We start from the raw sequence: 14,071 nt of genomic DNA on the forward strand, positions 1-14,071 counted from the left end.
TATGGGCAGAAAACCGCAAAGTGTTGACCATGTCATAGCGGGCTTGCGCGCACAGCATTATTTGGCAGACTCTGCGTTAGCCACGGCAGTATTCTTAAGCATTGCGCTTGAGCGTCCACTTTTTGTAGAGGGAGAGCCAGGGGTCGGGAAAACCGCCCTGGCTCAAGCCGTTGCCCAAATGTTGGACGTTCCCTTAATCCGTTTGCAATGCTATGAGGGCATTGACCGTGAAAGCGCGCTGTATGAATGGAACTATCCGCGGCAGCTCTTGCACATTCGCATTCGCGAATTGGATGGAGATGACCGCGATACCCTCGAACAATCGCTGTATCACGAGGATTTCTTGCTCAAAAGGCCCCTTTATGCGGCAATTCGTCCCAATGGGCCGGCGCCTGTCCTGCTTATTGACGAGATTGATCGGAGTGATGATGAATTTGAGGCGTTTTTGCTAGAGGTTCTTTCGGAATTTCAAATTAGCATACCGGAACTCGGAACAATTCAAGCGGTCGAGCGTCCCATTGTGATTCTGACGTCGAACCGCACACGCGATGTGCACGATGCCCTGAAAAGACGGTGCTTGTACCAGTGGTTGGATTACCCAACTTATGAAAGGGAAATGGCCATCTTGCGTGAACGCATGCCGCAGTTAAATCCTAGCCTTTCGGAGCACATCGTCCGCTATGTGCAGTGTCTACGAACGAAGACGTTGCAAAAGCCCCCTGGGTTGGCCGAGACATTGGACTGGGCTTCTGCGCTCGAAGTTCTTGGGGTTGAGACCCTTTCGGCAGAGGCTGTCGAGAGGACGTTGGGGTGCGTTTTGAAATACCGTGAAGATATGGGGCAAGCGGACCATCAGGCCGTAACCACCATTCTCCAGGAAATTGCTCATGGATGAGGATAGGGCGGCTCAGAATCTAGGGGTGTTTGCGCGGGCTTTACGTAAGTGGGGATTCTCGTTGAGTGTGGAAGATGTGGTCTTGGCTGCCCGGGCTATGGCGCTAACCCAAGACTTTTCGCTTCCTGGTGTGCATGCGGTCCTGTCGGCCCTTTGGATTTCATCGCCTGAGCAACGGGTGTTATTTAACCGGGCGTATGCGTATTTTGCCGCTTTTTTAGCGGGGATCACTCCGGCAGCGCCATTCGGTGACCGCTGGCTGTCGGGCATCGGTTTGCCCGAACAAGGACGGACTTGGGTCAGTTGGATTGACGCCTCTATGTCTCTCTCATTGACCATGAGCAATCGTACCGTGTTGACGCATAGTGGTCGAGCCAGTGACGAGGAAGTCCATGGGGCCCAAAGTCCCACACATACCGTCGTGGATAATTTATGGCGACGACGTTTACTGGCGGTGCCGCCACACGTCATGCGAGCTTACCGTAGAAGAGATGCGCGTCGTGGTCGATTGTGGAATTTGTCGAGACTCTTGCGCAAGAACCGGGGGCGCTCCGAAATTATGACTCTGTGGCACCAAACCCAGCGCACGGCCATGCGTCCGACATGGATTGTGTGGGACGCGAGCCGTTCGATGGATGGCTTTATGGCCATGTATTTTCAATTTCTGCATGCGCTAGTGGCCACAAAAAATCGGCTGCAAGTGGTCATTTTCAGCACCCGTCTCACTAATGTGACGGCCGCGTTACAAATTGCGAACCAGGCGCATGCCTATGAAGCTGTGTTTGAGATGGCCCACGATTTACGAGGAGGCACGCAATTTGCCATGGCGGCCCGGGCGCTGTCTAAAATCTTGCAAACGCATACGACGACGCGGAGCGATGTGGTGATCATCACGGACGGCTATGATGCGCTGCCAGCCGATGGCTTAGGGGTGATATTTTTATGGATCCGGCTGTCTTAGTGCGGACTATGCCAGGACTTAAGGCGCTGGAACCATTAGAAGAAGGTGTCTATGCGGCAGAGATGGAGATAGGGGTGGCGTCTATCAAGGGCAAATATCAAGGACGTATGGAGATTAGAGATCCCATCAAGGCCCATGGTGTTGAGCTGAACGGCCCCGAGAGGTTTTTACAGGCGGGTTCCGTTATTACGACGTTTTCAGGTTCGCCGTTGCCTTCTGTCGTGCCCGTGGGAGAAGGTCAAACGGTCGTCCGAGAGGGATGGGTCTTAGACCATTTGACGCCGCCGCAAAAAGTGGTGGTAACAGGGGCCGGACATGACGTCAAACCGTTGGTCGCCTTGGCACAACAAGCCGGCTTTGAAGTCAGTGTGTTGGATCCGCGCAGAATGTTTAATAATCCCCAAGTCTTCCCGCAAGCCGTCGAATGGGTGAATCAAGATGCGCAGCATGTCGATGCCGAGCGTTGGCCCCATGCCTATTGGGTAATCATGAACCATCATCAAGACCGTGATGAACACTGCCTAGACTTGGCCTTACGGTCTCAGCCTCGGTATGTTGGAGTTTTGGGGCCCTTAAGCCGCACCCAAGAGATGTTACGACATATTAATAGGCAATTCGAACCTCATGTGGCGTTTTTGAGCGTCCGGCTAAAGTCCGAACCCGTTCCTCCGGGGATTAAAATCAGGACCGGTAACGGGCGATTCCGGTTAGCCATAAGGCCGTTGACTACTTCATTAAGCGTGCCATCTCCACCAATAACAAAAAGCGCTGATGCATTGAGCTCAAGGGCACGTTGAGTAAGCTGCGTCGCGTGCTTAGGACGCTTTGTTTGCCATGTTGCTAAAGACATGTGCCAAGTATCGGCCACGCGCTTAAGCCCCTCCCATGTACGTAGAGCCCGTCCCGACGCCGCATGCGGGTTGACAATGGCAATCATACGTCCTTGAGCCCATAACGGACGGTCTTTAGTGAGCAAGGTTGCCATGGTCGTCCAAAAGGCAGTATATGAAAAAATGGTAACGACAGGTGGTGGGGTGTCTGAGTGAACTCATGAGGCCTCCTAGTCCGTAGTGCTGTGGGATCATTGTATCATGGGTGTGCTATACTTCATGGAATTTTAGCCGTAAAGCCAATACCGGACACTGGTATCTTCTGGCGAGGAAGTGCGGTAAGGTAGAAAAGAGGCGCGTGTATAGCGAGACATATCCGCATTGCAATGCGCCTAGAAGGGAGCGCTTATCGTGTCTCAGCCGTTGTTTTATGGGTTTTTGTCCAATAGTTATACATCGGCTTTAGTCTCCCCCGACGGGGTTATTGAATGGCTGCCCTTTCCTCGCTTTGATAGTGATGCGATTTTTTGCCGCATGCTTGATAAAACCCGGGGCGGGTTTTTTAGCATCCAGCCCCGCGATGATTTTGAGAGTGAACAAGTCTATGGCGAGAACACGAATATTGTCGTCACAACTTTCCACACCGAGCAGGGTCAGGCACAACTGCGGGATTTTCTCCCCATTGGACGTGCGGCGCTGTGGAGGGTTGTGGATGCCGATATTCCGTTAACACTGATTTGCCGTCCGACTTTTTCTTTTGGCGCGGCGGGCTCAGCCTATGAAATCGTTGACGATGGCGCTATTTTTCGCCATCCGGCGGGACCTGAAGTGGTAGTTTTGACGATTCAAGGGCCGATGAAAAAACTTGCTCGTCGGGATCATTGGGAAATTGGCCCAGGGCAAGTTGTCGTAGTTCTGCGCTATGGGCAAGATTACGAACGAGATCGCATCTGGCTACAAGAACCGCTGGCTCATGCGCCAAACGTCGAAGATGCCACCCGGAAGTTTTGGCAACGAAGCCTGCTCCCTTATGACGGACCTCACCCCGAGGCATTTAACCGGAGTATGTTAGTGATTAGGGGCCTCATGTACCGTACAAATGGAGCGTTATTAGCGGCCGCGACCACATCGCTGCCGGAGGCTGTGGGAGCGGGTCGACAATGGGACTACCGGTTTGTCTGGGTCCGTGATGCTTCGTATGCAGCAGAAGCCTTGTTGTTGGCCGGTGATCCGGTAGCGTGCCGACGTTTTATTGAATTCATGTTAAATACTGTGGATTTAGTGGGCAAACCGTTGGCTGCGCCGTTTTACCGCGTGGATGGGACACGGAGTCAAGGCGAGCGTGAGTTGCTTTGGTTGGCGGGGTATAAAAATTCGCGGCCCGTCCGTGTCGGGAATGCAGCCAGTGATCAAATTCAGATGGACATTGAGGGCGACTTGCTATGGGTGGTCTTATTATATTGGCGGCAGACGCATGATCAGACCTTTATTAAAGAATATTGGTGGGCAATTTTGACACTGGTGTCATGGGTTGCCGAGTACTGGAAGACGCCGGATGCTTCGTTGTGGGAATTTCGCGATGAGGACGATTTATACACACATTCCCAACTGATGTGCTGGGTGGCTCTCAAAGTGGGTGAAACGTTAGCGAAAGAGGCCATGCAAGATCTTGTAACCGCGAAGACATGGGGGCAGGTGGCGGAACGGGTGGCGAACAGTCTTTGGCAAGATGTAAAAGAGAGTGGCCTTCCCTATTTTACGCAGGGCAAACATCATCGCCATGTCGATGCGGCCTTATTAACGATGCCGCTTTATGGGTTTGTTGGGGTGGACGATCCGGTGTTTGCTAGGACCTTGGAACACATTGAAGCCACCTTGCTACACCAAGATTTCGTTTATCGCTACCGTGAAGACAATATGGGTCCAGTGCTGTATCCTTTTACGCTTGCAGGATTTTGGCTGGCTCGGGTTTATTTGCGCAAAGGCAATCTCGAGGCGCGCTCTGGAAGCGGACAGTGCGGTGGCAGGTCAATATGGGCCGGGAACGACTCAGGGCCAGGCCGTTCCTGGGTATGTTCAAGAAAACGGAATTGCCGCAGATTCCCAGACAGAAACGTATGCGGCATTGAAACTCCATGTCGATAACTGGCGATGGCATGGCGTTCCATTTTATTTGCGAAGCGGTAAGCGGCTGGCTGCAGATTACGCTGAAATTGCGATTCAGCTCAAACCCGTTCCGCGCCACTTATTTGGGGCGGGCCTGGCGGATTGGCTAGTCTTTCGGATGAAACCCGATGAAGCTATTGACCTCGTGATGTTTGCGAAAAAACCCGGCCTGGAAATGGATACCAAACAAGTGACTTTGAGTGCGCCGTATAAAAAGGCTGGAGAGCATGATTATTCGGCGTATGAACAATTGCTCTTAGATGTGCTCAGTGGGGAACAAAGCGCCTTCCCGCGGTGGGACGAAGTTGAGCAGTCATGGCGGATTGTGGACCCTATTTTGAAAGCGTGGGCCAATACCCCACCAGAAGTTTACCCTGCTGGCAGCCAAGGGCCGCGCAGCCAGGATCGATTGATGGAGGCCGGATTGCAGTGGCGTCCACTGCCATCATAACGGCAAAGGGCCGGGCCCCATAGTTGGGATGCCGGCCCGTTTTTAGTTTGCGGGCACTGTGAAGGTCATGGAGGTGCTAACAGCGAATGCGCTGGTGGCTGGAGCATACAGGTCTTTGGCGTAGACGACAATGGTATAAGTGCCTGATCCATTAGGTTGGAAGAGGTCCGTGCCCGCTCCGTAGGCTCCACTGGCGTGCCATTGACCGTTGGGGCTTTGAATCCAGAACTGATAAACGGGATTCGAGATCCCAGATGCATGAGCGTCTAAGGCCACAGGATTGGTTGAAGAGATGGTTAAGTTGACGTGGCTGTCCACGTTGATGACGGTCGTCGCATCAAAGGCTTGCGAGAAATCATGCTGCGCAAATTGTTGGCCATCGAGCGCGTAGACAGCAATGACATAAGATCCCGGTTGGAGATTACTAATGGTCCAAGTGTTTTGAGGCGAATAGTTTTGAACCATTTCCCATCCTTTGTTAGGAGCTAACAGCCAGAATTGATAAAGGGGCGTGCCGTTCGCGTCCGTAGCCTGAGCGGTTAAGGTTAGGGATTGGCCGCGGGACGCGAAAGCCGAAGGCCCGCTGAGATGTAGCGCAGACACCATGGGCGTGTTCTTGGGAGCCAAGACGTTAATGGTATCGGAGAACGTTACAGGTGAGGAGCCGAGTCCTTGGATATAAACAATGAGATCGTAGCGACCAGGCACAACAGGGGTAAAATGCAAGGTGTTGCGGGAGGAAAATCCGCCCTGTGGCGCGCTCCACAAGCCGGTTTGAGGATTGCGAATCCAAAACTGGTAGGATAGAGCCGCAGATGACGATGAAAATCCCACGGTGACCGTGATGGGTTGGGCGACGACCGGATTTGAAGACGTCGATATCGTAGGAGCGGGCACCACAGAAAGGGAGACGGTCGCGGGTTGGATATTGGCGCCGTGGGGACCAAAGGCCGTGAGGCTTTGCGTGCCCGGCGACTCGAACGTGACAGGAACTTGGGCTTGGCCATTCGTAAAGGTAATCTGGGCGGGGAAATGCGCGTGAGTATCGGAACTGGTCAGAGTTACCGTATTCGCAAACGTGGATACGAGATTGCCTTGGCCATTAAGGACCTTTAAGGTCCACATTTGTTGAATGCCGGCCACTGCTTGCGAGGGGACATGCGTCCATTGCAATTGACTGGCAGACGTCGACTGCGGATCCCAGACTTGTGCTAACTGATCCCAGTTGGGGGCACCCAAACCCGTTACGGGATTCCATGAACCGGGGGCGGAACTAGTGACGCTGTAATATCCGTTACTGCCCCATAAGGCTTGCATAAAATCCTGCGGATGATCCTGGGCTGCGTTAAACAGCAGCGGGTTGATATTACCGAGGCCGATATGTTGTATGCCATCAGCCGTTTCAAGATCGTCAAGCCAACCGGCTGTTAATGGGGCGGCTAAACTGGTTCCCCCGAGTCCCACCACCGAGCCGTCAATCACTCCCTGAAACGATGGAAACCCAGCCATGGAAGCAATATCGGGAATTCCAAGACCTGATGCATTAGCTACAGTTATGCTGTCCCCATTGCTCGCCGTCACGGACTCGACTTGAGTAGGCGGTTGTGAGAAATCATAAGATGTGAGATTGCTAGTGGACGTCTCGGAACGCACGGTCACGAGATGGCCGGGAGAGTGCGTCCACGCCTTGGCGAGGGTCGCGTGCGGGGTGATGATGTGGACTGGAGAAAGTCCATCAATGGCGTACAAATCCCGAGCGACGGGAATTTTTAACGTTGAACGATGGGCGGGTATTTCGGCACTTAGGGTTAATGCGGTCCGGTGGATAATCTGCCAACCGGCGTCGCTGACGGCTTGCATCACTTGCGCAAAGGCTTTAGGTGACGGCCCGAATTCTTGCGCCAGTTTTTGAGGGGTGAGAAAGTGGTGATACAAAGGCGAGGTGGGGGTGCTGACAGCGCGGGCGTAATTTTGCAATAATGCAGCGCGCCTTGGGGTATCCACCAGGATTGTCACGTTGCGCACGGTTCCTTGGGATGCGGAGTGCTCCAAGGTGGGCAACTCACTTTGGTAAAAAGGCGTGGATGGCAATCCCGTATGCGGCAATGATTTTATCGGTACCGCATACGCCAACGGAGTCGCGGCCATAACTTTGACATTTATCAACGGTAATATCATAGCAGTGGATAGGATAAAAGGAATGGCACGGATATTCACGGCAAGCGCTCCTCTTTTCACGGCATGTTGCCATATGTACTTAGAAGAGTTCGCTTTGGACATGAAAACTCCTGCTCATGTTGATGGGAAATGTCAGGAAGGTACTGTGACCACAAAATGTATGGTTCGAGGGGCGCACAAGCCCTGCGCGCCTCGAACGGGTTAGGAAACGACTTTTAAGATGGCCTTGCCGGTGCTTTGTCGGTTCTCGACCCACTGCTGAGCTATAGCGGCATCGGCAAGGGGCACTGTCATGCCAATCGGGACGTTGAGGCGGCCTTTGGCAATCAAGGGCAGAACTTGCGAGGCTATGACCTGTAATAGATGGGGATGGTTTTTACGCGTGGTGCCTAGGCTATAGCCTAGCACCGAACGGCAGCTCGCGTGTAAATCGGTGGTCTGCACAATGCCGGGCTCCCCGCTAGCATTGCCAAAAACCACAAGACGGCCATAGGGCGCTAAACAGGACAGGCTTTGTTGCGTGATAGGGCCGGCGACGGAGTCGAGGATAACATCGGCGCCATGGCCGTCTGTAAGAGTATTCACACGTTCGGCAAAAGGCTCGGTGGGGTAGCAAATCACGTGGTCAGCGCCAGCCGCGTAACTTGCTGCAATTTTTTCTTGGCGGCTGACGGCGCCAATGACCATGCCCGCTCCTAGAATTTTGGCCAATTGCGTTGCCACCGTGCCGATGCCGCCTGCGGCCGCGTGGACAAACACCACTTCACCAGCCTTTAGACGTGCAACGTCATGGAGCAAAGCATATGAGGTAAAGCTTACTAAAGGACAGGCTGCAGCTGTATCCCAGTCAACTTCAGGGGGAAGCGCAAATGTTAGGGTTTCGTCGACGACGATATATTCCGCATAGGAACCATTTGCAGGGAAGGCGATGACCCGTTGACCCGGTCGAAATCGGGTCACCTCCGACCCTACGGCTTCGATAGTGCCTGCAGCATCTAAGCCTGGTATGAACGGGGGGGTCCCCGCGTTATGATATTGGCCATAGCGGGCTTTAATATCGGCAAAGTTGACACTGGTTGCGTGAACCTTGATGAGCACTTGATGCGAGTTCATGTCGGGTCGGGCGACATCGACGACCCGGAGTACTTCTGGACCACCGAAGGCGGTGACGACGACGGCCTTCATATGTACCCCTCCTACCTTAAATTTTGTAGGAATCCTGGTATTCTCATTAATTTTTGTGAAATGCCGGGACTTCTTCTCACTTGCTCTTTATCATCGCACATGTGTAGCGCCTTCACCAGTCCCAAAAGGCTATGTTGATTTAGTGAAGGACAATCAACGCGACGCCTATCAAAATAAGGAAGGTACTTGCCAGACGATGGGGCTGCCACGGTTCTTTTAAAATGGCCCAACCCATCACGGGGGCGAAGGCAATCGATATTTGCCGCAACGCCAGAACGGGGCCAACGAGGGCCAACTGATAGGCATATAAAATGAGAAGATAGGAGACGACGCTCACAATTCCAGACAGTATGGCTGTTTTGGGTGAGGCTAAAGGGGCTGTCTTTAGAGCCCAGGGAGTTAATAGGAGGGCGGTTCCGAGATATTGGCAAGCGATGTAAGGCCAAGGCGAAATGAGATGGACACTATGGCTATCAACTGCAGAGTAAAGTGCAATAAAAAGCGCCACACTCAAAACCCAGCCTAGTGTGCGGAGCGTGGAGCGGGTTTTAAATGCGGGCACGATGACTGCCACCGCAATGAGCAAGACACCCACAAGAGGCCAAAGCCCGGGTACTTGTCTAAACAGCCCCCATGCTAGGGGAATACTCAAGACGATGCCCGTGCCCCGCGCAGCGGGATAGACGTCTTGCAACGCGCCTTGCCGATAGCTTTGGGCGAGAGAGGAAAAATATAGGCTATGGATGGTAATCGTGGCGAGAACCCACGGCCAAACGGTTTGTAAATGCCAAGGAATCCCTAAAGCTATTGTGATTAAAGCAGCAAACAGGCCTCCAGAGAGGACCAGGATCCACACAAACCGCAAGCTGCCCTCGGTTGATCGGACGGCAGTATTCCAACCCAAATGCAAAAACGACGACGCACTCACGAGACCTGCCGCTAGTAAGTTCATCAAACCCCCCTATCTAATATATCACATACCCCCTAGACCGCGAGGCTGCATGGATTTCGGGAGAGATTCGTGTTAGTGTGGCAATAAGAAGGGGGCGACAGTGTGGGAAAACATCATAATAAAGCCAAAGGTTCGAATAAAGATAAGGAGCACATGGAACCCGATACGTATGCGCAGACGTTGAAAGCGTTGCAAATCGAGCTTCTTAAGCTACAAGTGGACGTGGTGGCTCATCAGCGCAAGATTTTAGTCATCTTTGAAGGGCGGGACGCGGCAGGCAAGGACGGGACCATTCGGCGCTTTGCCAAGCATATGAATCCTAGGCAAACGCATGTGGTCGCACTGGATAAGCCAACAGATAAAGAGAGTACGGAATGGTACTTTCAGCGGTATGTGTCCCACTTGCCGGCTGGTGGAGAGCTTGCCCTGTTTAATCGCAGTTGGTATAACCGCGCCGGGGTAGAAAAGGTGATGGGATTTTGCACGGCTACGCAATATGAAGAGTTTATGACGACGGTACCGTTTTTTGAGCAAATGCTCCATCAGTCCGGCATGAAAATCTTCAAGTATTACTTAGATATTAATAAAGAGGAACAAAAGGCACGGTTGGAGGAACGAAAAAAAGATCCCTTAAAACGCTGGAAATTAAGTCCGATGGATGAGCAGGCCCTTAAGCATTGGGATGCGTATAGCGAAGCCCGTAACCACATGTTTGCGCGGACGAGCCATCCTGATGCGCCGTGGTTTGTTGTGAAAGCCGACGATAAAAGGCGGTCGCGTTTAGCAGTCATCCAGCATTTCTTACACGCGACCCCTTACGAGGGCAAAGATTTGGCTCTTTTGAATCCCGATCCCCTAATTGTCTTCCCATTCGATTCTGAGGCGTTAACGGACGGGCGCATAGCGCCCTAAGACGTAGTTTGTTACACGCTGACAGCAGGGCGAGTATCGTAATAGGGCAAGAGACCTTTGATGGTGTTGAGCTCTTCTTCGACTTGACGAAAATCATCGTCTGTCTTAGCCAATGACACTAAGCCGTGAAACAGACCCACGTGAAAAGCGACTAATTGGCGATGATATACCAGTGTGGGATCAGGGGTCGTAAGCGATCCGGGGTGGATAGCATGAATGGCTGAGTATTCTGCAATCAACTGCCTCTTACGGCGTTCAACTTGTTGAGGGGTCATGACTTTTCCTCCTGCCATCGAATTTATGACCATGTGATAGTATTATATCCTAAACTTCGCAGGATAGACGATCTTTTTCTGTGAAGGGGAAAAATGATGGCTCCCGCCTGGCGGATCCGTGTGGGGGCTTTTGGTACTAAGGGGAGCGGGAGAATCCCCGCTCCTTGTGCGTTCCGATTAAAATCCGCGCCGCGGATCATTGACCATTTCGATGCGGCCGCATTCCGGGCAGACAAAGACGTGCACAATGACATTTTTCTCTGTCATTTGATCAAATAGGGTTTCATCACGTGCGCCCAGGAGCAAATCAGCGGCGACACCCCATCCTCGGTTCATGCCGCCCGTACGCAGCGCATGCGGACCGTGATACTGCATGGCGACATTGCAACTATTGCAAAGATGATCAGGCATATTAGTGGCTTGCTGGCCTTCAGCCATGTTCTTCAGGGATTTGAAAAAGCTCATACCTGTGCCCCCTTATTGCTAGAATGTTCCTGCGGATAGTGTAGCATAGGCGCCAGGGGATTACGGTGTTGTTTTCGATGACGAGCTCCATGCGCGACCAAAGCCTTCCAGAAATCCTAAAATGACTCGCACGGCACGGGCGGTTTCCGGATTTTTCAATGCGCCCAACAGTTGAAAAATTCCCATGCCTTCATTCTGCGTGCTAGCTTTTGGGTCGTTCATACTCTTTATTCCATTCGCAGCGGCCATGAGGACAACGTGCCATGTTTCTTGGGGAATCGTGCCGATAAAAGCGGCCAACTGTTCCATATTGTTTACCGCCATTTTGACGCCGGGTTGATTAATTTCGTTAATCACCAGATGCAGTATGGAATCGCGCTGCTCCAAGAGACCCGTGACAAAGTCTAAGACCCCGGCAGACTTGAGCGCATGGACAAAACGCTCGAGATCGTATGACACGGGTGCGTGGTTGTCAGGCGCTTTCGTTGTGATGACATTAATTGTGGGCTGTGCCATTGAGCGTTTCCTCCGTTCCAAGATGTTTTTGGGCGGTCACTAGGGGGATATAGTCTCGGCGTGCCCATTTGGCTGCGACGTTAACCCCGCGCTGAGGATGGCGATGCTTAAATCGCCAATTACGCCGCGGCAATGGGCTCCGGCCTAATCCTTGCGGGTCAACGACTTCCATATAAGCGCGCGTTTCTTTATACGCGGGCGTACTGGTCCGCGTATCGATACCGGTTCCGGTGATGTTATTGACTGCCCCCTCACCTAGCGAGTTCATCGGCACATACAATGCTTTGCCGCTGACACGGTTAGTAATGAGCACCGGGGCGGTTAAGGATCCCGTAGGGGATACCAGACGTACCATCGTGCCATCTTGTAGATTCCGCTCATGGGCTAGCTCAGGCGACACTTCGACAAACATCCCAGGAACGACGTGGCGGATCCCAGCAGACTGATAGGTCATGTTGCCTTCGTGAAAGTGCTCCAACAATTGACCGTTGTTGATATGGAGGTCATACTTGGCGTCTACTTGGCTCATGCCGGACATGGTTAAGGCGACCAAATGGGCTTTGCCATCAGTGACCATTTTGATGCGGCCTTGTAATATGGCACCTGCTAATTCTTGGTTGTTGATACCGCGGGTTTTGGGTAATTCTTTGCCCCACGCGGCTTTGAATCGTTCTCGTACTTCCGGGTCGGCTGGGTCTTGGTAACCGGGCAAGTAATGCGGCTTGGCACCAAAATCGGAAGCGCCTTGTACGTTGTTATGGCCCCGCAGCGGGTAAGCGCCGGTGCCGGGGCGGGCAAAGTTTCCCGTCAAGAGAAGCAAATTAGCGATGGCCAAAGAAGTTTCGGAGCCGTCACGATGCTGAGTTACGCCCATCGCCCACAAAATGGACAGAGAATGGGCTTCATGAATCATGGACGCAACTTGCATCGTGGTCTGTTCAGGCACCCCTGTGATGGTACGGGTGTGCTCGAGAGAATACGGAGCAAGAAATTCTTTGTAGTCCTCGAATCCGGTGACCCACTGGGCTAAAAAGTCGTGATCAATCCAATCTTGGTCGATGAGATACTTAGAAATACCAAGAATCCATACGCCATCGGTACCGGGGTTGGGTTGAACAAAAATGTCGGCGCGCTCCGCCATTTCATGGCGGCGAATGTCGACCACGACCAACTTTTGGCCATGAAGCTTATGGGCGCGCTTGACTCGTGTGGCCACAACCGGATGCGATTCGGCGGTATTCGAACCCACAATCATCACCATATCGGCTTGGGCAATATCGGACACAGATCCACTATCGCCGCCGAACCCGACGGTTTGCCGAAGTCCGTACGTGGCGGGATCTTGGCAGTAGGTGGAGTCATTATCGACGTTATTCGTACCGATTGCGTGGCGGGCGAGTTTTTGTAAGAGGTAGGCCTCTTCATTCGTGGCTTTGGACGACGCAATAAACATAAAACTATCGGGCCCGTGCTGCTTTTTGATTTGCAGCATGCGCTCGGCAATCAGGCGATACGCTTCTTCCCACGTTGCTTCGTAGAATGCATCCCCCCGTCTAATGAGGGGCTGTGTGAGGCGCTGCGGACTATTCACAAAGTCCCAGCCAAACTTCCCTTTAATACAGGTGGAAATGCCATTAGTCGGAGCTTCTGGGCTTGGCTCAACCTTCAGGACTTGGCGGCCCTTGGTCCAAATGTCAAAAGAGCAGCCAACCCCGCAATAAGTGCAGACGGTCTTGGTTCGTTTAATGCGACTCTTTCGCATGGCCGATTCAATATCGGATAAAGTAAAAACCGGAGGTAAACTTGGTTCCACATCTTCCACCCACTCAATCATGGGCTCGAGTGTTTCTTGCGGAATATTGGTGAGATAGCCGGCTTCGCCCAGCATAGTTTTTTCCATTAAGGCGTTACAGGGGCAAACGGTCACGCAGTGACCGCACGAGACACACGAGGATTCCCCAATGGGCACACCGTCATCCCAGATCACCGGCCGGTGATGGTTTGGCCATCGATGATAATTTCCCAGACATTCTGACTCAACGGATGCACCTCCTAAGGATTTTCGTAGATGTCACGGGACGTTTACCCCGCTTATCCAATCCTTGTCATTGTGCGTGTCGTCAGCGGTTTTATTCTGGAACATTGCACCAAGGTGATTTTAGGGTCAATATTCCGGATGCATTGTCCAAAAGACTGATGGGAATAGGACCAGATGCGCACCATAACAGGAACCATGGTCTTGCGAGGAAGGACCATATTGTCCTGTATTCACACCATTTTGTCGC

The 14,071-nt window shown here is 52.6% G+C and carries 11 protein-coding genes and 3 pseudogenes; 6 read left to right on the forward strand and 8 right to left on the reverse strand.

All coding sequences use genetic code 11. The annotated features are described in order from the left end of the window. Position 1 precedes the first annotated feature (1 nt). The 3 genes from ORD20_RS02780 (at position 2) to ORD20_RS02790 (ending at position 2,653) form a co-directional block, all read left to right on the forward strand. Positions 2 to 895, forward strand: coding sequence for an AAA family ATPase (locus ORD20_RS02780; RefSeq protein WP_103376281.1), 894 nt, complete (start codon positions 2 to 4; stop codon positions 893 to 895). Beyond that, positions 888 to 1,856 (forward strand): VWA domain-containing protein, encoded by a 969-nt coding sequence (locus ORD20_RS02785; RefSeq protein WP_430626498.1) that lies wholly within the window; start codon positions 888 to 890, stop codon positions 1,854 to 1,856. The genes ORD20_RS02780 and ORD20_RS02785 overlap by 8 nt, the downstream gene beginning before the upstream one ends. Positions 1,857 to 1,963: 107 nt before the next feature. After that, a complete protein-coding gene (locus tag ORD20_RS02790; protein ID WP_430626672.1) occupies positions 1,964 to 2,653 on the forward strand; it encodes an XdhC family protein in 690 nt (229 codons plus the stop codon). Here the strand turns inward: ORD20_RS02790 and ORD20_RS02795 are convergent. Further along, positions 2,551 to 2,841: pseudogene (locus tag ORD20_RS02795) on the reverse strand (diacylglycerol/lipid kinase family protein); the annotation flags it as partial. The gene ORD20_RS02790 and the pseudogene ORD20_RS02795 overlap by 103 nt on opposite strands. Before the next feature lie 256 nt (positions 2,842 to 3,097). Between ORD20_RS02795 and ORD20_RS02800 the strand changes: the two are divergent. Together ORD20_RS02800 and ORD20_RS02805 are read left to right on the forward strand one after the other, a co-directional pair. Then, positions 3,098 to 4,831 (forward strand): glycoside hydrolase family 15 protein, encoded by a 1,734-nt coding sequence (locus ORD20_RS02800; RefSeq protein ID WP_430626499.1) that lies wholly within the window; start codon positions 3,098 to 3,100, stop codon positions 4,829 to 4,831. Then, positions 4,755 to 5,303, forward strand: a pseudogene (locus tag ORD20_RS02805) (glucose-6-phosphate dehydrogenase); the annotation flags it as partial. The gene ORD20_RS02800 and the pseudogene ORD20_RS02805, both read left to right, overlap by 77 nt. Before the next feature lie 42 nt (positions 5,304 to 5,345). Here the strand turns inward: ORD20_RS02805 and ORD20_RS02810 are convergent. The 3 genes from ORD20_RS02810 to ORD20_RS02820 form a co-directional block, all read right to left on the reverse strand. Beyond that, positions 5,346 to 7,583: a protease pro-enzyme activation domain-containing protein gene (locus ORD20_RS02810; RefSeq protein WP_430626500.1), complete on the reverse strand. Its 2,238-nt coding sequence runs from the start codon at positions 7,581 to 7,583 to the stop codon at positions 5,346 to 5,348. A 99-nt stretch (positions 7,584 to 7,682) separates the two neighbouring features. Continuing rightward, entirely contained in the window at positions 7,683 to 8,666 is a 984-nt protein-coding gene (locus ORD20_RS02815; RefSeq protein WP_103376274.1) for a quinone oxidoreductase family protein, read from the reverse strand. A 139-nt stretch (positions 8,667 to 8,805) separates the two neighbouring features. Next, positions 8,806 to 9,618: a DMT family transporter gene (locus ORD20_RS02820; protein WP_103376273.1), complete on the reverse strand. Its 813-nt coding sequence runs from the start codon at positions 9,616 to 9,618 to the stop codon at positions 8,806 to 8,808. Between the two features lie 102 nt (positions 9,619 to 9,720). Here ORD20_RS02820 and ppk2 point away from each other — a divergent pair, with 102 nt between their 5' ends. Then, positions 9,721 to 10,530: a polyphosphate kinase 2 gene (gene ppk2 / locus ORD20_RS02825; protein ID WP_242968600.1), complete on the forward strand. Its 810-nt coding sequence runs from the start codon at positions 9,721 to 9,723 to the stop codon at positions 10,528 to 10,530. Positions 10,531 to 10,541: 11 nt separating this feature from the next. Here the strand turns inward: ppk2 and ORD20_RS02830 are convergent, their stop codons facing one another. From ORD20_RS02830 to ORD20_RS02845, 4 genes and pseudogenes are all read right to left on the reverse strand, one after another. Next, positions 10,542 to 10,805 carry a hypothetical protein gene (locus ORD20_RS02830; protein ID WP_103376272.1) on the reverse strand — a complete coding sequence of 88 codons (264 nt, stop codon included), beginning with the start codon at positions 10,803 to 10,805 and terminating at the stop codon, positions 10,542 to 10,544. A 177-nt stretch (positions 10,806 to 10,982) separates the two neighbouring features. Next, the gene (locus ORD20_RS02835; RefSeq protein ID WP_103376271.1) at positions 10,983 to 11,270 is read right to left on the reverse strand and encodes a hypothetical protein; all 288 of its coding nucleotides are present in this window, start codon (positions 11,268 to 11,270) and stop codon (positions 10,983 to 10,985) included. A 60-nt stretch (positions 11,271 to 11,330) separates the two neighbouring features. Then, the gene (locus tag ORD20_RS02840; RefSeq protein WP_103376270.1) at positions 11,331 to 11,786 is read right to left on the reverse strand and encodes a DUF1641 domain-containing protein; all 456 of its coding nucleotides are present in this window, start codon (positions 11,784 to 11,786) and stop codon (positions 11,331 to 11,333) included. A 76-nt stretch (positions 11,787 to 11,862) separates the two neighbouring features. Beyond that, a pseudogene (locus tag ORD20_RS02845) lies at positions 11,863 to 13,755 on the reverse strand (molybdopterin-dependent oxidoreductase); the annotation flags it as partial. Positions 13,756 to 14,071: the final 316 nt, after the last annotated feature.

Origin of the sequence: Sulfobacillus thermotolerans (assembly GCF_039623705.1) — a bacterium.
Classification (GTDB): domain Bacteria; phylum Bacillota; class Sulfobacillia; order Sulfobacillales; family Sulfobacillaceae; genus Sulfobacillus; species Sulfobacillus thermotolerans.